The 21,287-nt window shown below is 41.5% G+C and carries 11 protein-coding genes; 3 read left to right on the forward strand and 8 right to left on the reverse strand.

Going from position 1 to position 21,287, the window contains the following annotated elements; genetic code table 11:
* Nucleotides 1-129 precede the first annotated feature (129 nt).
* Nucleotides 130-3,021 (reverse strand): aminomethyl-transferring glycine dehydrogenase, encoded by a 2,892-nt coding sequence (gcvP, locus tag ACJJIO_RS14260; protein WP_444908855.1) that lies wholly within the window; start codon nt 3,019-3,021, stop codon nt 130-132.
* Between the two features lie 1,398 nt (nt 3,022-4,419).
* Between gcvP and ACJJIO_RS14265 the strand changes: the two genes are divergently transcribed.
* From ACJJIO_RS14265 to ACJJIO_RS14275, 3 genes are all read left to right on the forward strand, one after another.
* Nucleotides 4,420-5,634: a hypothetical protein gene (locus ACJJIO_RS14265; protein WP_444908856.1), complete on the forward strand. Its 1,215-nt coding sequence runs from the start codon at nt 4,420-4,422 to the stop codon at nt 5,632-5,634.
* A 1,089-nt stretch (nt 5,635-6,723) separates the two neighbouring features.
* Nucleotides 6,724-7,725, forward strand: a complete 1,002-nt coding sequence (locus ACJJIO_RS14270; protein WP_252084770.1) for a helix-turn-helix domain-containing protein — start codon at nt 6,724-6,726, stop codon at nt 7,723-7,725.
* Nucleotides 7,712-8,941, forward strand: a complete 1,230-nt coding sequence (locus tag ACJJIO_RS14275) for an MFS transporter (protein WP_444910998.1) — start codon at nt 7,712-7,714, stop codon at nt 8,939-8,941. The genes ACJJIO_RS14270 and ACJJIO_RS14275 overlap by 14 nt, the downstream gene beginning before the upstream one ends.
* 56 nt (nt 8,942-8,997) lie before the next feature.
* Here ACJJIO_RS14275 and ACJJIO_RS14280 read toward each other — a convergent pair whose 3' ends face one another.
* Genes ACJJIO_RS14280 through ACJJIO_RS14310 form a run of 7 tightly spaced genes read right to left on the reverse strand, consistent with a single transcriptional unit; the run spans nt 8,998 to nt 21,160 of the window.
* Nucleotides 8,998-10,164 carry an acyl-CoA dehydrogenase family protein gene (locus ACJJIO_RS14280; protein ID WP_444908857.1) on the reverse strand — a complete coding sequence of 389 codons (1,167 nt, stop codon included), beginning with the start codon at nt 10,162-10,164 and terminating at the stop codon, nt 8,998-9,000.
* Between the two features lie 58 nt (nt 10,165-10,222).
* Nucleotides 10,223-12,727, reverse strand: a complete 2,505-nt coding sequence (pigE, locus tag ACJJIO_RS14285; RefSeq protein ID WP_444908858.1) for a prodigiosin MAP biosynthesis aminotransferase PigE — start codon at nt 12,725-12,727, stop codon at nt 10,223-10,225.
* Nucleotides 12,728-12,743: 16 nt separating this feature from the next.
* The gene (locus ACJJIO_RS14290; RefSeq protein WP_444908859.1) at nt 12,744-15,161 is read right to left on the reverse strand and encodes a hypothetical protein; all 2,418 of its coding nucleotides are present in this window, start codon (nt 15,159-15,161) and stop codon (nt 12,744-12,746) included.
* A gap of 29 nt (nt 15,162-15,190) precedes the next feature.
* Nucleotides 15,191-16,324, reverse strand: coding sequence for a hypothetical protein (locus ACJJIO_RS14295; RefSeq protein ID WP_444908860.1), 1,134 nt, complete (start codon nt 16,322-16,324; stop codon nt 15,191-15,193).
* Nucleotide 16,325: 1 nt separating this feature from the next.
* Nucleotides 16,326-17,519 carry an MFS transporter gene (locus ACJJIO_RS14300; RefSeq protein ID WP_444908861.1) on the reverse strand — a complete coding sequence of 398 codons (1,194 nt, stop codon included), beginning with the start codon at nt 17,517-17,519 and terminating at the stop codon, nt 16,326-16,328.
* 51 nt (nt 17,520-17,570) lie between these two features.
* A complete protein-coding gene (locus ACJJIO_RS14305; RefSeq protein ID WP_444908862.1) occupies nt 17,571-19,250 on the reverse strand; it encodes a class I adenylate-forming enzyme family protein in 1,680 nt (559 codons plus the stop codon).
* Nucleotides 19,247-21,160: a CoA transferase gene (locus tag ACJJIO_RS14310; protein ID WP_444908863.1), complete on the reverse strand. Its 1,914-nt coding sequence runs from the start codon at nt 21,158-21,160 to the stop codon at nt 19,247-19,249. The genes ACJJIO_RS14305 and ACJJIO_RS14310 overlap by 4 nt, the downstream gene beginning before the upstream one ends.
* Between the last annotated feature and the right edge of the window lie 127 nt (nt 21,161-21,287).

Raw genomic sequence — 21,287 nt, forward strand, 5'->3', positions numbered from 1 at the left:
GGTGTTCCTTACCATTAGCTGAGAGGAAGAAAGTACTTTATGGGTGGGCGAAGTTTAATTCGACCCAATAAAAATGAAAAAAGCGGGCATAAAGCCCGCTTTTAAATCCACCTGTGAGAGTGTTGGGTTCTACTCGGCGTAGCTCTCGATAGGAGGGCAGGAGCAGATCAGGTTGCGGTCGCCGTATACGTTGTCGATACGGTTAGCAGCAGGCCACACCTTGTGCTCTTTTAACCACGCCGCTGGGCGTGCGGCGATATCGCGGGAGTAGCTGTGGGTCCACTCATCGCTCATGACGTCCTCAAGGGTGTGAGGGGCATTGTGTAGAGGGTTATCCTCAGGAGTGTATTTACCGCTGGTTACATCTTCCACTTCCTGGCGAATTGTTGCCATAGCCTCGATAAAGCGATCCAGCTCACCTTTGGATTCACTTTCGGTAGGCTCGATCATCAGGGTGCCGGCTACCGGGAAGGACATGGTAGGGGAGTGGAAGCCAAAGTCCATCAGGCGCTTGGCGATATCCTCTTCAGTGATACCGCTAGCTTCCTTGAGCGGGCGCAGGTCAACCAAGCACTCGTGGGCAACAAAGCCATTGGTGCCGGTGTAGAGAAGTGAGTAGTGCTCACCCAGCTTCTTGGCTACGTAGTTGGCGTTCAGGATTGCCATCTCGGTAGCCTGCTTCATACCCTGCTTACCCATCATGCGGATATACATCCAGCTGATCGGCAGGATACTGGCGGAGCCCCAGGGAGCGGCGGAGATGGTGCCGTTATCCAGATTGGTTTCCGGTACTTCAGTCACCGGGTGGGCCGCCAGGTAGGGCTTCAGGTGTTCGCCAACAGCGATCGGGCCCATACCGGGGCCGCCACCACCGTGAGGGATACAGAAAGTTTTGTGCAGGTTCAGGTGGGATACGTCACCACCGAACTGGCCCGGAGCCGCGACGCCGATCAGGGCGTTCATGTTGGCACCATCGATATAAACCTGGCCGCCAGCCTGGTGTACCAGGTCGCAAACTTCGCGGATACCTTCTTCGAACACCCCGTGGGTGGACGGATAAGTGACCATCAGTGCGGCAACGCGGTCGCCGTGCTCTTCGATTTTGGCTTTCAGGTCTTCAATATCCACATTGCCTTTATCATCACAGGCAACCACAACCACTTTCATGCTCACCATCATGGCGGAAGCCGGATTAGTGCCGTGGGCAGAGGCGGGAATCAGGCAGATATCGCGTTGGGTTTCGCCCTTCGCTTCGAAGTACTTCTTGATAGCAACCAGGCCTGCGTATTCACCCTGTGAACCGGCGTTCGGCTGCAGGCTCACCGCATCGTAACCGGTGCAGGCGGACAGCATTTGCTGTAGCTGGCGGAACATTTCCGCGTAGCCTTCCGCTTGATCAACTGGTGCGAAGGGGTGCAGCTTGCCGAACTCGGGCCAGGTGACTGGGATCATCTCGGCGGTGGCGTTCAGCTTCATGGTGCAGGAGCCCAGGGGAATCATAGAGTGATTCAGGGCGATATCCTTGGCTTCCAGAGACTTGAGATAGCGCAGCATCTCGGTTTCGGAGTGGTAGGTGTTGAACACCGGGTGAGTTAGGAATTCAGTATCGCGCACCAGGGAGGCGGGTACACCCAGAGAGCCCTTGCTGGCAATTTCGCTGTCCAGAGTATGCAGATCGATGCTGTGTTCGGTGCCGATAAAGGCATTGATCAGGTCGGACACATCCTGCAGGGTGGCGGTCTCACTCAGGCTCACACCCAGGGCGTCTTCACCAATTTTACGCAGGTTGATCTCAGCGGCCAGGGCGCGCTGGTAAACCTCTTCCTGCTTGGCACCAACGGTGACATTCAGGGTATCGAACCAGCTGTCGTGGGCCAGATTGAAGCCTTCCTGCTGTAGGGCGGAAGCGAGAATATCTGCCAGGCGCTGGATGCGGGCAGCGATGGTTTTCAGGCCTTCAGGGCCGTGGTAAATCGCATAGAAAGCACTCATTACCGCCAGCAGCACCTGGGAAGTACAGATGTTGGAGTTGGCTTTCTCGCGGCGAATATGCTGTTCGCGGGTTTGCATGGCCATGCGCAGGGCACGCTTGCCTTTGCTGTCGACGGAAACGCCGATAATACGACCTGGTGCGGAGCGCTTGTAAGCTTCGCGGAAGGCGAAGAAACCGGCGTGGGGACCACCGTAGCCCATGGGGATGCCGAAGCGCTGGTTACAGCCAACAACTACGTCTGCACCCATATCACCCGGTGCCCGCAGGGCTACCAGGCTCATCAGATCTGCGGCCACGGTTACCAGTGCGTTGGCTTCGTGCACCTTGGTGATGATGTCGGTCAGGTCGCGTACGCGACCGGTGCTGCCGGGGTACTGCAGCAGGGCACCGAACAGTTCGGCGGGAATATCTTTTTCCACATCGCCTACAACGACCTCGAAGCCGAAGTGCTCGGCGCGGGTTTTAACTACGGCGATGGTCTGCGGGTGGCAGTCCCGGTCCACAAAGTAGGTGTTGGATTTGTTGCGTTTGACCTGGCGCTTACACATGGCCATGGCTTCAGCTGCTGCGGTACCTTCATCCAGCATGGAGGCGTTGGCCAGTTCCATACCGGTGAGGTCCATAATCATCTGCTGGAAGTTCAGCAGGCCTTCCAGGCGGCCCTGGGCAATTTCCGGCTGGTAAGGGGTATAGGCGGTGTACCAACCCGGATTCTCCAGCACGTTGCGCAGGATCACATTGGGGGTAATGGTGTCGTGGTAACCCATACCTATAAAGGTGCGGTAGATCTTGTTGCGCGCCGCGATATCTTTCAGCTCTGCGAGGGCCTCAACTTCATTGATTGCATCGGCCAGATCCAGCTCATCAGTCTTGCGAATGGCTTCGGGCACGGTTTTCTCGATCAGCTCTTCGAGGCTGGCAACTCCGAGGGTTTCCAGCATGGCCTCTACCTGTTTGGCATCGGGGCCAATATGGCGATGGATAAAGGCGTCGTGTTGTTCCAACTGCTGCAGCGATGGTTGGGTCATAAACTTCGTTCCTGTAGTCGCAGGGAGTCGTCGCGGTGCGCTCGCGGTTAAAAATAGCACCTGGCCTCGGTACCGCTTTTCCTGTGGAAAGCCTCGGGCCTCCGCGTAGCGGATAGGCGAGGGTAACGCTTGGGAGAATCGGTTTGCTGGCAGCCCCAGTGTTGCAATACGGAACCAGAGGGGAAGCCGGGCCATAGCGGCAGGCGCGCATCTTAGCAATCGGCGCGAGTAGGGGCAATCTGCGGGTTTTGGGCGGGGAAACTGCTAAATTTTGGCGCAAAAAGTGGGTTAAATCCTGTAATGTGGGATATTGAGGTATTTTGTTCTGGGTGAGCCGAAGAAGTTATGGCTTTAAGTGCGAACAAAGGATATGAGTGAACATATAGTCCCAGACCCTACGGTAGCGAGTAGCCTTCTACTAGGGCATCGAGTATATGTATATTCAGTAACGGCTGGAAACTAGAGATCTCCTTAGATGGGTATAACTTAATTTTGTCTCCAAGCTCATTCATTTAGCTTTCATCTAAGGTGCCTGGCTAAATTTTAAATGAATGATACAAAAGTTAATAATCTGTAAAAGTGTACAATTACAGCTGTTACTTAAATCTAGCAATATTATTAAATAGAAGAAATATTCTGAGCTGTTCCAATCAAATTTTGTACTGCACTCAAAATAATCCTTTTCTAAGACCGACGTTACTGGATGGCTAAACTTTTAACTTCAAGAATAATTTCTAAGCACAAAAAGAAATTTTTGAATATATACGCGTTAGATATCTGACGTTCATCAACGCCAAATTCTTTGAGTTTTCATTTGATAGCATAGCTTTACTATTTAATGGCTTTATACGGTAAGAGGAGGTATTTAATTCATCTTTACATGAAAGATGTAGCGTTAAATGAAGGTTGTCTTTTTGTGTAATCTCTATCTCTTTCAAAGTAATCCTTACTGCAATCGCTGTTTCATAATTACTATAAATTCTAAGGGGTGGTACATCTAGTTATATTATGGGTTTCCTTTTGTGAAGCAGGTTTATTACGGGATCGACTTTTTTACAACCCCACTTCAGGCTTTAACCCTTCATAAAGTTGGTGGAGGTGATCATTTAGGTGGTTTTTTTAACCTGAAAATAGTGCAAGAGAATAGCTGGGAGGTTAGTAATTATCGGTGCTAGTAATTTATGAAGCCGCATTTTTATGATGCTGAATCTGGAAAAATGACATGAGACGAATTTAAGGTTAATCTTGACCGGTTATTTATCTTATTGGTTCATGATTCGGGATCCGATAAGGTTGGTATCTAACTATTAGCAAGCTACCGTAGTTTGATAAGTAGGATGTTTGAGTTTTGATACTATCCGGTAGCGGAGCTTATTAAAATGTGCAAAGGATTAGCGAGTGAAAAATAATAATTTATACATGGTGGTAACAATACTCATCCTAAGTGTTTGCAATACTCAAAGAGTAGAGGCTAACGGTGGTAATACCAACAAAATAACAGAAGTTCTAAAGTCGGGTGAGGTTGGAGTGAACCTTCGATACCGTACAGAGTATGTCGAACAAGATAATATGTATGAAGATGCAGTAGCCTCTACTTTAAGAACACGTATTAACTGGAGAAGTGGTGGCTTTCAGGGGGTGAACCTCTTCCTTGAGTTAGACAATGTGAGTGAGATTGGTGTAGATAAGTATAACTCTACGGTTAATGGTAAGACTGAATATCCGGTTGTGGCTGACCCCAAAGGTACAGAGATTAATCAGGTGTACTTGAGATATAATTTAGAACAATTGAAAGTTACGGTAGGTAATCAGCGTATTAACTTAAATAACCCACGCTTTGTTGGTGGCATGGAGGGTAAAGCAAGCTGGCGTCAGAACGAAAGAACATACGATGGTATACGCTATCAATATGGTAATCCGGGTCAATTACAGTTAGATCACAGCTATATCTACAACATCAATCGTGTTTATGGAGAAGATAGCAACTTTTCAGATTTCAAAGGGGATATCCACCTATTTCGAGCTAGCTACCCTGTTTTAATAAAACATCAACTATCTGTATTTTTATATAATCTAGACTTCGATAATGCCATAAATGATTCTAGTCGTACTTACGGTATGGATTATCTGGGAAATTTTGGTGCCTTTGAAACCCGTTTGAGTTTCGCACACCAGAAAAATATTAATAAAAACCTTAATGATTACTCAGCAAATTATTATCTAGCTGAGATTACAGGCACCTTAGGAAAAATGAAGGGGAAAATAGGTTACGAGATACTGGGAGCAAACAACGGTATTGGTTTCAGTACACCACTTGCAACTACCCATAAATTTCAAGGATTTACAGATAAATTCAGAAAAACACCAGCAAAAGGCGTTGAAGATTTGTATGTTACTGCCAACTTAAAACTGATCGGTGGGAATTTGGGCATTAGTTATCATAATTTTGAAGCCAATCAGGGAAGCGCGTTTTATGGTAGTGAGTGGAGTGTCAGATATAATCGCAAATTCAGTAAGCATTTGTCCGGTATGGTGAAATATGCAACCTATAATGCAAAAGATTATTTATCTGATACAAATAAATTTTGGTTGATGATTACTATGAATTTTTAAATTCAGGGGTGATGTATAGATATTGACAATGTATCTTAGATTTTAAAATATTTTGGATTGTGGTATTTAGCTTGTCAGGAATAGGACTTATATGAAAGGGCAAGCTAACCACCTAGCCTACATTAGCCTGTTGTTAAAAGTTTTGTATAGCATAAAGTAAATTATTTTTTCTCATCCAAAATAGGTAGAACAACCGGTATTTACAGTTGCCAAATAGGATTAAATGGCGAACATTATGCAACCATAAAATATCCACTGATTCTGCTGAAAAGTAGAAGTGATGTCTAAGAAATTTCGATTATCCGACAGATTTAAAGGATAAGCTGTGAGTTCTTTCTTAAGTAGGCTTCAGTATTGAGAAGAGCAGGTAGTATGATTAATTGCATGAACGAAGCACCTCTCAAGAAGTCTGACAAATAATTACCCTGAATAGATGAAAGGGCTTTCTAGCGGTTTAGCATAGGAAAACTGTAATCTAGATATGGGAAAATAAGAATGGAAAGATGCTGACTGCTGACTGCTGACTGCTGACTGCTGACTGCTGACTGCTGACTGCTGACTGCTGACTGCTGACTGCTGACGATATTCAAGTAAGAAGTACCATAACAGTAACCTCAGTATAGAAATAGTGTTCCTCTCCTCCTCATGCCTGATGCGACATTGCATACAAAACACTTACTTTTCGTGTGGAAAATAGAGAGTTCTTGAATCTCCTAAAGATGGCTTGGTGGGCCATAATTTAGATAGAATCTGACAAGAAAGTTCAAGTAGAAGAATAGTTTCCAGTATGGGTGGAAGAATATTTCAAAAGTATCAATGGCATAAAGTAGAGTGAAATTTTGAAACTTTAGATATTTTCTGCCCCAGGCTGTTAAGTAGGTGATTATTTAACCTCTCTTCAGATCTTGTATAACTTTACTCAACAAATAATCAAGATAGATAAGTCACAAAATAACAGTTTAGATAAATAACATCCTATTTAGTTTCTTACCTGTAGAAAATGAAAGGTAGTTAGTTTAATTTCCTTGAAATGAAGGTGATCTAATGTATTCTCATGTGAAAATTTGATGGATAGATGGATTAGATCAAATGGAGTTGTGCGGGAAAAAGTCTGTAATTGATGGTTGCGTACCATTTATTGTCTCTGATAATTACTTACAAGAGACAGGTAGGGCCCAGGGCAAGTGGAGCCAAACTTCTCTGCCACCTGAAATTGGCGATACGGAGTTCACGACGTGTAGAATATGCGACGATATTACTTTGACTGGAAGTAGCTGTACGTTTAATGACCACTATCTTTCGTGTATTCGCTATCAAAAAAATACAACACTACTGATATTTGGATTTGAAGGAGTTAGTTCCATTGGGTTTTCCAAAAATGATATAAATTATTTGATTAGACCTGGTGATGTTTGGTTGGTGAATACCGGAGGCAGTAAGCTTTTTCGATATACACCTTCTAAGCAAAAGAATGAGATGGTTGTAATCAAATATGCAACAAAACGTGTCGGTTTTGCCTTTCCTAATAAATCTAGAATTTTTTCCGATAATGGAACACCTTGGCTTATGAGGCTGGGTTATCAAGAAGCAAATGAATCCTGGATTTCAGACTTAATGGGAAACCCTTTTAATACGGCTTTAGATTGTTTGAGTGCTGAGGCAAAAACGCTCGATGTATTGGCTCGATGGTTGAGACCTCTCGCTGAACTTGCACCTGATGATACTCCCGTCGCAAAAAAATCATCCGAAATGGACAAGATAATAAACTTGATGACGGCTGATTTAGCTAATGTCCCTTCGCTGGAGGAAATGTCAAGAATAGTAGGGATGAGCCATAGTCGATTAAATAGAACCTTCAAAAAGACTTTTGGCAAGACAGTATTTGGTTGGCTAAGAGATTATCGGTTGGCGAGAGCACGATCACTGTTAAAAGATAAGCAAAGAAGCATTACAGATATTGCTTTCTTATGTGGATTTAGCAGTGCAAGCCATTTTGCACAGACCTTTAAACAGAGATATAGCTGCACTCCTATTGAATTTAGGAATAATGAAAAACTACAGGAAGTGTACTGTGAGTATGGAATCAGTTAAGTCTTTTAAGAAAGCACAAAACATTAATTTATTACTTCTTATCCTGGTTGCCAATGGAGTAGCACACAGTCTATTTGTTATAACATTTCCTTTACTTGGTAGAAATTTGGGGCTTACAGATATTCAAACCGGTTTTATATTAACAGTCTCCTCTCTCGCTATGATGATTTCGGCTCCATTTTGGGGGGTTAAAAGTGAAATTTATGGAAGAAAAAAAATTATATCTATTGGTATATTGGTCACGGGTTTATTTTTGATATTGACCGCAAGTACTATATATATAAAGCTAACTTTTCATATAACTGTGGCGTCTGTCTTTTTAATTATACTTTGCTTAAGGTTATGCCAGGCAATCGGGGTTGGAGGCATTATGCCGGCAGCTCAGGCATTTATTGCTGATCTCACCTCTCGTGACTACCGCGCAAGAGGAATGGGTAAAATGGGTGCTGCATTCGGAGTTGGTACTATTGTTGGTGGTTTCATAGCAATGCTTATTGGTAAGCATTCCATTGCAATAGGCTTCTCGATCGTTGGATTAAGTCTATTAATATTGTGGTGGTTAGGCTGCAATAATCTACAAGAATCAAAGGAAATTGGAAGTTCGTCATTAAATACAAAATTTAAATTATCTTATAAGAATCTGCTACCAATGTTGTTCATAACATTTTGTGGTCTGCTAATTTATGGAACATTACAGCAAGTTATTGGTTTGAGGTTACAAGATGAATTTGGTTATTCCTCGGGAGAGGCACTTAAAAGAACTGGTGCAGTAATGATGACCAGTATGACAGTTATGGTTATAACTCAGGGTGTGTTAATGAAATTACTTTCATGGTCCCCTGAGAAGTTACTAATAGGTGGTTGTATAATTCAAGTTGTAGCCTTAGTTATATCTGCTTCTGCAGATTCTTACCTGTGGTTATTTTTAGGTATGGCAATTCTGGGAGGTGGAATGGGTTTACTTTTTCCCGGAAATCTCGCGTTATTAAGTCTCAGTGGTGATGAGAATACACAGGGGAAAATAGCTGGAATCAATGGCGTCAGTAAAGGCTTAGGATTGGCCCTGGGCCCATTGATGGGAGCATTTCTTCACCAGTTTTCCCCTCTCTCACCTTTTATGTTTACTATATTATTAGGTGGGCTAATGGTCGCTGTTAGTTTTTGGAGAGTTAAAAATCATAAGTTAATCCTTCTAAAAGGAAATCAATCAATCTAATTTCTCTGGTGTAGCCAGAAACTGACTGAAGTAGTAGTTCTGGCTTTCAAGGGAATTTAGCTGGCTACGAAACAAGGCCCAACTGATCTTTTTAGATCCTTCGCTATGATATTCATATGGATTTCTGATGTTCCATCTATAATACGATACAGTCTAGCATCGCGATAGAAACTCTCAATCACCTCTTCATCGTGACAGCCCGAGGCGCCAAAGACTTGGACAGCCCTATCTGCAACACGCCCCAAAGTTTCGGTTGCGAGTATCTTTACTTGGGAAATGGCAGCCCGAGAATCTAAGCCAGTATCAATTTCCTTAGCAGTTTGTAGAAGAAGTGCTCTTGCAGCTGCAATTTCAATATTACTATCAACAATCATTTGTTTTATTTGGCCAAAATCAATGAGAGCTTTACTAAATTGTTGACGATCTTGGGCGTGTTTCTTCATCAAATACAACAGACGATGGCACTTTCCAATTGCCCTGGCTCCGACTTTACTTAATCTCGCTTTTCCTAATGTATCGCCCAGGATTCTAAAGCCGTCATTCTCCTCTCCTAGCAGCGCATATTTTCCCAGAATAAGATTGTTGAAAATTAGCTCACGATGCGTTGTACCCTTAAATCCGAGCATATTAAAACTTTTGCCATAGGAAAATCCCTGTTGACTCCTGTCAACCAAAAATAAAGAGATTCCACGTGGACCAAGATCTGGCTGAGTTACAGCTGCAACTATAAAGTAGTCACAGAAATCCGCATCACTAATGAAATATTTTCTTCCATTAAGTATCCAGCCGGCATCACAGCGTACGGCCCTAGTAGTAATAGATGCCGCATCAGAACCTGCCTCAGGCTCAGAGACAGCTAATGCTGAGTGCCGATCGCCTCTGATACTAGGAATTAAAAAACGCTCAATTTGTTCGGCTGTACCTTCCTTAATACACTCATAGATATTTCCTGCCGCTCGACGTGCAAGAATTTCCTTGGTGGCTCCGAACTGTTCTTGCAAGAGAACGTTATCTAATGTGGTGAGTCCCCCTCCTCCAAATCGGCGATCAATATTGGCCGCAAAAAGACCTTCTTGTCGAGATTTTCTTATGATTTCATTAGAAGATTCTGAACTTATTCCACCAGATTTTTCAACCTCCTTTTCAAGAGGAAGGAGTTCTGTTTGTACAAAATCACGTGCTCTCTGAACAAGCTTTTCTTGTTGTTTTGTTAATAATGACATGTTTATCCTTTAGCTGCTGGCTTCCAATAAAAAATTAATTGCTTAACATGTATGATGGTTAGTCCATAAAAGTAGACATGTCTCGGCATACTGAATCGAAAGCAGAAATAAATCTTAATGCTTCTTGGGAATTCAAAACCAATGGAGGTTGAATGCGCATCACGCGACTATTGTTGGCAGTAAGAAAAGTTAAAATATTATGTTCTTGAGAAAGCTTTGTAACGAATCTTAGGGAAAACATATCTTCCAAATTGGACTCAATTGCATCAATGGCAGCAAGCATATGATGCTTGGCATTATCTGACAGCATTTTGTAAGTTTCACGAGAATTCCAGGGTAAGCGATGAGCAAGTTCCTGAGCAGTAGCATTAATACTGCCTTTGAAAGACTGAGAAAATTCAATTGCAAGCATAAGTCCCATTCCCCTTACAGACTTAATGAAGGGGTATTGACTGGCAATTTCTTCTAATGAGCTTTTAAGTTTTTCTCCCATAGCTATAGCATTAGCCGCTAAATTTTCTTCTACAATAACATTTAAAGTCGCAAGAGCCGTAGCAGCAGCCAGGTTTCCGCCTCCAAAAGTTGATGTATGCAAAATACAGCGATCCATACTACCGTAAGCGCTATCCCATAAACGAGGATTTGATATCGTAGCACCAATTGGAATAGTGCCACCGGAAAGTGACTTGGATAATATTAAAATGTCAGGTACCACATTCTCCCACTCACAACAAAAGAGTTTACCGGTTCGACCTAGTCCCGTTTGCACTTCATCGAGAATCATTATGACATTATATTTAGTACATAAGCGCCTGACTTCTTTTAAATATCCTTTAGGTGGTAATAGAACACCGCCTTCACCCTGTATAGGCTCAAGGATAAATGCCCTCACGTCACCTTTCTGTAATTCCTCCTCTAATGCGGTCAAGGAACCGAAAGGTATTTCATGGCATTCAGGTAATAGAGGTTCGAATTCTGATCTGTGTTTAGTGCGGCCAGTGATAGATAATGCCCCAAGGGTTTTTCCGTGATAGCCATTATCACAATATATCAAACGACCCGTTGAAGTTGCGGCAAGAGCCATTTTAATAGCAGCTTCCACAGCCTCTGTACCTGAGTTACTGAGGAAGACTCTTGATAAATCTCCAGGAGCAAGCTCAGCCAGCCTCTCTGCAAGTAGAGAAGCATGATATGGCATGGAGACATACTGAACAAAAGTAGGATTCTCCGATGATAAATAATCTGTGATAGCTTTTGTTACTTTAGGGTGATTATGGCCAGTATTAAGGCACCCATAACCGGCAACAAAATCTAAGTAAATTGTTCCATCCATATCAGTGAGTTGACATCCACTTCCGTGATGAAAAACACGTTCAATATGATTAAATTGGTAAAAATCTGCCATCACAGGATTAATGTGATGTCGAAATCTACTAATGGTTTGAGTGCGCTGTAGGTGTTTTGAAGTATCAAGAGAGACCTGAATATCACGATGATGGCGAAGAAGCCCATAAAAATGGGAATCGGTAATCCACTCTCCGTCGGTGGCCATTGGTACAGTGGTAAAACCATGTTTTTCCGCTAGTTGGCCAATGTTTAATACACGCTCTGGCGGCAGTATTCTACCTAGTGAATAGTCTTCTCTGCATTGCTCTAAAGTTAAAACTATAGTTTCTGCTAAGCAACCATTCATGAACTTCTTTGGAGCAAAATTTTTAGTGGCTTCCCCGAAGCTGACTTCAGGGCCTGCAGAAATCAGGCCACCATCTATAATCAGAATATCTTCTCTCGGCTGTAGTGTGGGCATTACATCCTTAGGTAAGGCTGCGTCGACCACTATTGAGCCAGAAAGAAGTCTGGCTGGATCTATTACACTGCCTGTAGAAGTTGCGGCAATATAGAATTTAATTCTACCGTAACAATCTTCAATATTATTAGTGAGCGTTACAGATGAATGCATCTGGCTAGGCAGGTAGTTCAGATATTTATCAGGATCGCTCTTACCTCGATGCACTAATGTTAGGTGACAACCTTTATCGATAAGTAGTTGAGCAATAGCGAGAGAAATAGAGCCTGGATAGCCTATAATGGCAACTTCTATACCTTGAGGTGATAGTTCGAGCCGCTCCATAGCTTGTAGAATGTTTCTTTGAGCAGCATAAGCTGTTAGAGAGTTACCTGTGGTGATTGGAATTGAGCATTTCTCTGTTGTCTGCAGGCCCCGATTTCCAACGATGCCAGTGAATCCACCTAACCCAACTAGTTCTGCTCCTCGGCTTTGTAAGTCATTGATTCCCTCAATAACACGTTTTGTTACATTTCGATGTTCCGAAAGCATTTCCTCTGCGGTTAGAGGCATATAGTGGATAATTCCACTACATTGTGACCCTGCCTTACTGATAACGGAATCAAAAGTAGTAAATGGCACAAGGTTTTGCTTTTTCCAGTAGTCCTCATGATAACCATTACTTTGCTCATCAATATTTCGGTTGACCAAATCAATAAGTTTAACATGACGCTTCAGGGCAACTGATGTTGGGTGAGCGATAAATCCAAATTTCATTCTTTTAAGTCCAAATTCAAGCTGTAATTCGATTCCAGGAGGCTTCAGAGATTAGGCTTAGACCATCTCCATCAGAATTGTGAGATAGAAGCACCTCAGCAATATTTATTCTTCCCTTTTGATTCAAAAGATCTCCTATTTGCTGCTCCTGATAGCTACTAACCCTTGTTCGATTAACAATGATATTGCGGGAAGTAACAGGCTCTCTCCTATGCTCGGGATGGTTCTCCTGAAGTGGTAAAGGCACCACTACCTGTCGACCACAGCCGGATGGTGTTCTTTTGTCCAAATATGTTTGAATCATTGATAAAACACCATTGCATAGATACAAAAGTGTAATATTAATTTTTGTCCCATTTGGGTTTTGAGATAAAGCATGGACAAGTTGACTCTCAATATTGGGGACCAGTGCTCGTGCACCATCGCCAATAAATGCCAATACATTTTTATCAGAAGTTCTAGCAATGTAGGGTAGGGCAGAAAGCGCATCTCCCATTAGTGCTCTTCCGTACCAGCCAGAAAAACTACGACAGGTCCTTGGTATATTACGTATTGCAGATAACCCACAGCGCCCTACATCATAAACACCAATGAATTCAAATGCATTGTTCTCAATTAATCTCCTAACCTGTTGACCTAATTTCAACATGAAATAATTGGCTGACATTGGAAGGCTGGCCATATAATCCCCGGGTACACATTCGTCAAGATTTGTAGCCTCTGTCAAGTATGCTAAGCGATTTGCTTTGATGTGATCCTGTACGTCTAAGTGCGCCTTTATATACTCCAAGAGTTTTACAAGAGGCATATTAAGGGCAATATTGCTGTAAGGAGAGAGATGACGTTTATTTTTATTAACTTGGACGATATGGATATTACGCTTCAGTTTACCTTCTGAAAATGGGGTCGCAGCCTGATCAATTTTATGTTTTAAAAAAAATTGACTAAGAGTATCCGGCCCTCGTAGTTTTCCATTGTCATGTAGGTAGTGATAAACCCGTCGACTGAAAGCATAGACGCCGAAGGTTCCAAGATAGTTTTTATTTAGTTTTCCATTTCTATAAGCTTGAACCGTACCTGGATGAGTTAATGAATCGGTTAGAGCTATACCTGCATCTTGCGCAATCTGGGTTACCAACTCAAGCTCATACTTAGAAAGCGGACCACAGTTCCAGAGTAATCTGATATCAGAATTGTTAATTAAGTTCATAACAGTATCGAGATCATTCTGATGTATATCATCAGGTTCGGATACTTTTGATATGAATTCAGATGGGCTAAATGTATTCTCCCTAGACTCGAGTATATTTGGAGTGGCAAAAATGAAAACGGGACCAGGATTTTCATGCATGACTTGAAAAGCCTTATTCAGCTGTTCTGATAAGGTTTCCCGATCATGTAGGTATACGTGGGGTATCCTTCTGGCAGCTATGACCTCACGCCCATCAGTATCAACGTCAATTGTTCCCTGAAAAGCAAACCAAGAATCAGCTGGACTATCAGCACATATAATTAAACCTGGGGCTTTTGCTCTTTGAAGGTTCGATAAAGTACCACGAAATTCATCAATCATACCAGAAGTGACTGTAATAACGTATGAACGCTCGAATAGTTGCCATCCTGCTAATGCGCCAGCAGCTAAACAATGCTCATTATTACCAGTTAAACATCTGGGCGATGAATCATCCTGGACATCCGTACATAATGCCTGTATTGAGCGAATTAAGTTGGCTACCATAGAGCCCGTATAATAGTGGAAATCCCATTGCTTCGGCCAGAATTCTTGCATGTGACTAAAGATTGCCTGGGCGATTCCAATTGGTGATTTAGTGGTTGCTGCAGTTCTTGATAATAACTTATTGAGATAACCGTGCTCCATGTGATCAATCAATAGTTTTAGTAATTTCGCCCTAACTAAATCCGGATCGTCTTGTAGAACTTGAATCTGAGTACTGCCATCAACATATGATAAAATACTATTTAGACTCTCTTCTGGCACGTACATAACTTTAGAAAATGGAGTAAGTGTACGTACTTTACAAGATGATATTAATAAATCAAAAGGGCTTTCGGGTAAGCTAATGTTGGCCTCTTTTGAGTATTCAGGTAAATATTCAGTGTCAACAATAAATATGTCAAAAACAGTATTTTCTCCAGGCAACACCTTAATTGCTTCATTTAAATCTCTAAATATATATGGAGTAAATGAGAATTCATGACGTTTGCCAGCATTCGTTAGATAGTGTTGAGCTTGTTTTATAGTGGCATTCAATATGTCTCTATTATTTTTCGGCGGTAGAGAAAATGGCTCTATCGTAAATGAGCAATCATCCTCAGGATTTTGAATGACATGGATAAGAGAAAATATATAATCCAGCTCTTCAATAAGAGCAGGATTCTCAGAAATAATGCATATCCCTATGTTGTGATTCATCTCTAAAGTTGAGCCTCTAATTCATTTTGTTAAATATCGTTTGGGTCAATAATTTTTTCTGATATAAGCAGAGCCTGCAGAAGAAAAAAATATCCCCATATTGTTTCACCTAAACTTTCTTCGCTAGAGTTAATACGAAAAAAGCAACCGTTAAAATATGCCTCATGGGACTGGTCGTTTATATTGAAGTAGTCAGACTCAATTATATTTTTAATAATAGAGTTGGCTTCTGCTCGCCAATCAATCATATTTTTTGGACATGCGGAAAGTTTATACATTGATAATGCCGCGATCAGTGATGCAGAGGGATCCAGGTGATTTCGATTTCCATTTTTAAGGTTCTTAGGGAATTTATCAGAATATTCATTAAGCCATTCAACGCACAATGATTCAGCCAATGTATGATAATCTCCGCCCCAAAGACGGGAAGCAGTAGCCAAGCCCAAAAGTCCCCAACTATGGCCTCGAGCCCAACCCTTGGAAGAATTGCTTATTTTTATTTTATTGCTTCCAAGTGTAGCATTTGCAGAAAAATTACCACTTGGGTCGAGCATAAACTTAATAATTGAATCGGTGTGTGATTTTGCAGTAGAACGGGTTTCAGAGTCACCATACTGTAACAGTTGGATAAGAGCAGCAAGGCCATCAATATTTAGTGTGTTTTTTCCTTTTTCTCCTGCCCCCAAAGCGGTTCCCATAGGATAGCAATCCCACTTCGAATTGAAACTTTGAAAGATGGTTTTTGCTGCTTTTTCCGCAAATAAAATAGACTTAGTATCGTTAAATAAACGAATGCCAGGCGCTAATGCATACCAATAAATCATGCTGCGGAATATTGTGTCTGAATATAGTTTTGGTGTGAGACGTTCTAAAATAGAAGACGCATAATTTCTATCAATATCCTTTCCACTGACTTTTGCCTTTAACCACCAGCTGCCACACCAAAATCCGCCCATCCAAGAACCTCCTGAAGAAAATTTCCACTGATTATCCTGGGGGGATGTAAATATTGGGAAATTATCATCACAAGAATAAGAAATTCTCTCTAAAGTATTGGTTATGGCATATATGGCATATATGGCATATATGGCAGTGTAATTTACACTTGTAGAAGAGTCTGAAAAAGATGACTCTTTATTCTCTACCAACAATGAATTATTCATTTTAAACAGCTTCTTGTTGAGTGAGAGAATGTTGGTTTGCAAGAATCAGGCAAGAACTCCCACTTATCAACAGGATTAAAATAGTAAATATCCATCCACTTGAAAAAGATTCAAAGAATGAAATGATCATTCCAAAAATAGATGATCCGACGGCTATACCAGCAAAAAAAGCAGCAGATATCATTCCAGATGCATAGGCAATAGGGCCAAATCTTGAATCCTTTACAACCATCCCCATAGCTATTGCATTAGTTGCCACAATACTTAATCCAATTCCAATGACTCCAATATAAATTGGCCAAGAGGCCTCAATATTTGATTTCATTGTGATAAATATGGCTAGAATAGCGAATCCAATCATCCCTACGATAAACATTGCTTGATTATCAAATGATGAGGCTATAGGTGTCATTATAATTCGAGAGGACATTCCTGTAATACCAAACAATGTAATGAGAAGCCCTGCTTGCTCTGGGCTTAGGGATAAACTGATTGCAAAGCTTGGTATATAAGTGATGTATGCAGAAAGAACTGCTCCAATTCCTCCTTGGGTTAACATTAATAGCGCAAGCTTTCTATTTGGAATGTATTGTTGAGAGGATTTCCTTACTAGAGGCTTATTTGGAGATACTTTCCAACTTAGTATTGCCATCACTATTGCTATAGGTACTACAGCCAAGAAGGATACTCTCCAACCCCAATTATTTGCTATAAAAGGCAGAGTGAAACCGGCAAGTAATGCTGATAACTGCACTCCAGATTGCTTCATACCGACCATCATGGCCTTACTAGAGTCTGGGATTCTTAGTGCAATTAACTTATTAGTTAAGGGATTGGCTAAGGCTTGAGAAAGACCAACTATAGAAATAGCGCCAATGATTGTCCATAAGCTATCCGAGATACTAATTATAAAAAAAGATATTGCAATTGTTATGAAGTGAAGAACATATGATGCCCTAAGACCAAAATAGTCGACAGCATTTCCCGCAAATAGGGATAAAATTGATGCTAACCCAAAAGAAACCATCACAATATAGCTCAGGTCACTCTCTTGTACTTGTAGTGCTTTAATTAAATATGGGCTCAGAACACCAGTTGCATAAAGAATGAACATTGGTAATGCCATTGCAAGTAAAAGAACCAGTCCAATTTTTATTTTATCGAACGGATCTATATGAATTGGAGGGGCACTCATGATCGATTTAATCCTTTTTAGGGAGATGGGGTATCCAAAATGTTAGCAAAATTATGTTACAGTATCGTATTCACTATTCCTTGATTGTTCTCTGCTCTTTCCCAATGAAGAGATATTTTCCACAAGCATTTTTTTATTAATTTTTCCGGCAGGGGTCATCGGTAGTTGCCGGTAAAATTGCAGATACTCTGGTAGTTTATTTACTTCCAGGCCTTGATCCCTAAGGTAATCATTAATTTCATTAAGTGAGAGAAGATCTGAACCTTCGCGCAGAGTGATACAGATACAAACTCTTTGGCCAAGATCTTCGTCTGGTACAGGAATACAAGCTGCACTTATAATCTCAGGATGAGAGGTTGCAATTTTTTCAATTTGAACAGGGCTAATATTCATTCCGCCCCGAATGATGATATCTTTTTTTCTCCCGAGAAGAATAAGATATCCATTATCATCAATACAACCCAGATCACCAGTATAAACCCAGCCTTCATGATCCCTGTAACGTTGGTCTAGATCTGGGGCATTTACATATTGCATCGGCGTCATTGGCCCTCGCCCAGCTATTTCTCCGATCTCCCCTTGAGCCAAAGGTTGCTTTTGATCATCTACAATTCGAATTTCACAAATACTAGGATTTGGACGTCCAACGGATCTACAAATAGAATCTAAAGAATCTTCCAATGTATTATGACAATTAATACCATCGGCTGATCCATAAAGGCTAATAATTCTACAGTCAAAAGCACTAACACAGCGATAAATTGTCGCTTGATCAATAATGGCGCCACCACTGACAATGGCCGTAAGACACGATAAGTCAGTTTTTTGTAGTTCTGCAGCCGCCGCCATACGTTGAAACATGGTGGGAACACCAAAAATATGACTTGGTTTATGTTGCTGTATAGCCTCTATAGCAGTAGTTATATCAAACTTTGGAAGAAGTACTAATGAACCTCCCATCCAGGAAAGCACGCCAAATGTCGCACTAGAGCCAAATGCAGTACCCAAAGGCATAAGGTATAATGCACGAAAGTCTCTATTGGGCTTAGTAATTCTTTCTAAAAACCGTCCTCTTCCACCCAATATAGCATTGTGTGAATAAGCAACTAATTTGGGTTCTGATTCAGTACCTGAAGAAATAAGAAACCTTACAGGGCTATTAGGGCATACTTTGATCGGTGTTTTAAGCGGATCATTTTTAAATAATTCATCAAGATCATTCCAGTTAGTTTCACTGGATGCTGGTTTATCACCTTGGACGATAAATGTTCTCAATGATAATGCATTTGGACGAATCGATTGAATTATTTCACAGTAATCAATATCTGCATAAGATCTTTCAGTAATCAATGCTCTGGCATTAGTACGCTTGATAACAGATTTAATATCAAGGCTGCCTCGCCCAAGTGGAATCGGACAGACAACAGCACCGATTGCAGCACATGCAAGATCAATAGCACATGATCGCCAGGAGTTGACCAGCTGATAAACAACAACGTCCCCACTGACAATCCCCAATTTTAAAAAACTATTAGCAAGCCGGGCTGCGGATTCAGATAATTGGCTGTAAGTTGTTATTGTATCTTTCTCAAGTACTGCGGGTTTATTTGGTTGTTTTATAGCATTTTCGCAAAATTTTTCATAAACAGTTTGCTCGGGATAATATCCTTTAGAAGTCCAATCCTGTCGCACCGAAATGGGCACTATATCAATCACACCTGTATTGTTCATTTGAATCTCCATGGCGTGGTTACACGAGAATAATTTGAGGTTTGAAAGTTTTCTTTAAAGCGAGGCTGCTTGGGTAGCTCTTCGAGTGACTCTATTACTTGACTACATGGGATGTTATGTTTCTCGAAAATAAATAACCACTCTTGAGCATTTTTGTCTTCAAGAATTTTCTCTAATTTTTCATCTATGTTCGATTGCTCTAAATCTCTGACCGTCAAATTTATTTCATCTAGCAAAGGAATTAGTTCATTAGATGAGGAGAACTCTAGGATGATATATCCATCTAAGGTCTTGAATAGCCTTCCTTTCTGAAATTCAGGCTTTTGATGTTTTTCCCTAATAGATTTAATAATTGGTTGGGTTAAAAGTGTCGCGCTTCCTAGTAATGAGGTATCTACACGACATCCCTGGTTATTAAAAAATTTACGGAATAGACCTAAGGTGGTTCCTTGAGCTGAAATTATCCCACCAAGAACATCGAGGGCTGTATATAGGGTACCTCCATTATTCTTATTATTATGTGAAAGCTCACTAGCTAGTCCAGAATAAGCCTGTACGGTGAAATCAGTACCAGGATAGTGCACATCGTTATCTAGAATTCCCCATCCACCGGCATAGTTATAAACAATATCAGGATTTACCTTTTTCAAATGTTCGTGGTCGAGTTGTAGTTGCTTGGCTTTTCCTGGAGCCCAGTTATGAATAAAGACATCCGCAGTAGATACTAATGAAAGAACTTCAGCGCGACCCGCAGGTGTTTTAATATCGATTTCCCGAACCTCTTTAAGATGGTTTAGTGCGTCAAATCGCGCTGAACAATCTCCAGCAAGAGGAGGCATACCTCGTAATGGGTCACCACCAGGTGGCTCAATTCGTACTACCCTAGCTCCCAATAAGGCTAGTAAATGGCCAGCTATAGGCCCTTGAATCCGTCGGCAGGATTCGATAACAGTAAGTCCACTCAAAGGTTTACTTTGGTCAGTAATAAAGTTATTTGAAGTATCTTGATTTAAAATATTTTTTGAAGAATCTTTGTATATATCATTATTAATAACTTCAGGTCTAAGTTGCCATGGGCCTCGTTCCAATAAAATAGATATATCTCTATCAGTGGACCTTTCTAAAAGTGTTCTCTGACGACATACTGCGACCCCCGATTCACTTGCTAACAATTCAATATCTTTAAATTTACAAGAAGAAATTTTTGATATGAGGGTTCTTGGCAGATCTGATGTTGCTTTCGCATACCGCTGCAGAAATGACTGCCAACCTTTGCTCATATCCTCCTGGCTGATCCCAAGAGCACTCCAGAATCGACGCCAAGGTTCTGGAGAAAGAGTTTCTAATTCAAAAAGCACACCATCTGCTGAACAGAAAGGTGGTCGTTGAGAATGATCGTGTACTCCGGGAGGAATATTCTCCGCATATTCATTTACAGTTGCACCAGCAAGGTATTGCCCAACACACAATAACCCTGCAGATACCATGGAGGTTTGAAATCCTCTCGAATTTAATCCGCGTCTATGGCCTATAGCGGTGGCTATACAGCCTAAAAGAGTTAAAACAGCTGATGCGCTAGATAGATAGGGAGCATTCAAGGCATCTATTCCACCAATGGAACGTCCATGAACCGACATCAAGCCAGTTGCGGCTTGAATCACAGACTCTGAGCCTTGCCGTAGGGGATCATCTGACCAAAAAGAGAAAAGGTTTTCCTGAGTTCGTCTATCTGAAGATATAAATTTGAATGGAAAATTTACATCACTATTTAAACTTAAATCATTTTCTACTTGAATTCCTAACGCATGGCACTGATACTGAAAAGTATTTATTGTTGACTGTAGGTGAACCGGAACTTCTTTAAAGTTACCAATAATTGTACAATCGCTAAGAAATTTATCCATTTCCATAATTTATATACCACCAAAATCTGTTGCCAGTAACACAATCAATCAATTAAATTAATTGAGGTCGTTATTTAAGAGCAACAAGGTAACTCTGGTTATTTCTCTACCGGTTAGATTAGGTATCACTATA

The sequence above is a fragment of the Microbulbifer mixtoriginis (SeqCode) genome (genome assembly GCF_052467235.1).

Bases quoted from the DNA above. Each gene is read 5' to 3' on its own strand.
- ACJJIO_RS14310 (WP_444908863.1), bottom strand. From the start codon at position 21,160: ATGGAAATGGATAAATTTCTTAGCGATTGTACAATTATTGGTAACTTT.
- ACJJIO_RS14300 (WP_444908861.1), bottom strand. From the start codon at position 17,519: ATGAGTGCCCCTCCAATTCATATAGATCCGTTCGATAAAATAAAAATT.
- ACJJIO_RS14280 (WP_444908857.1), bottom strand. From the start codon at position 10,164: ATGTCATTATTAACAAAACAACAAGAAAAGCTTGTTCAGAGAGCACGT.
- ACJJIO_RS14290 (WP_444908859.1), bottom strand. From the start codon at position 15,161: ATGAATCACAACATAGGGATATGCATTATTTCTGAGAATCCTGCTCTT.
- pigE (WP_444908858.1), bottom strand. From the start codon at position 12,727: ATGAAATTTGGATTTATCGCTCACCCAACATCAGTTGCCCTGAAGCGT.
- ACJJIO_RS14305 (WP_444908862.1), bottom strand. From the start codon at position 19,250: ATGAACAATACAGGTGTGATTGATATAGTGCCCATTTCGGTGCGACAG.
- ACJJIO_RS14275 (WP_444910998.1), top strand. From the start codon at position 7,712: ATGGAATCAGTTAAGTCTTTTAAGAAAGCACAAAACATTAATTTATTA.
- ACJJIO_RS14270 (WP_252084770.1), top strand. From the start codon at position 6,724: ATGGAGTTGTGCGGGAAAAAGTCTGTAATTGATGGTTGCGTACCATTT.
- gcvP (WP_444908855.1), bottom strand. From the start codon at position 3,021: ATGACCCAACCATCGCTGCAGCAGTTGGAACAACACGACGCCTTTATC.
- ACJJIO_RS14295 (WP_444908860.1), bottom strand. From the start codon at position 16,324: ATGAATAATTCATTGTTGGTAGAGAATAAAGAGTCATCTTTTTCAGAC.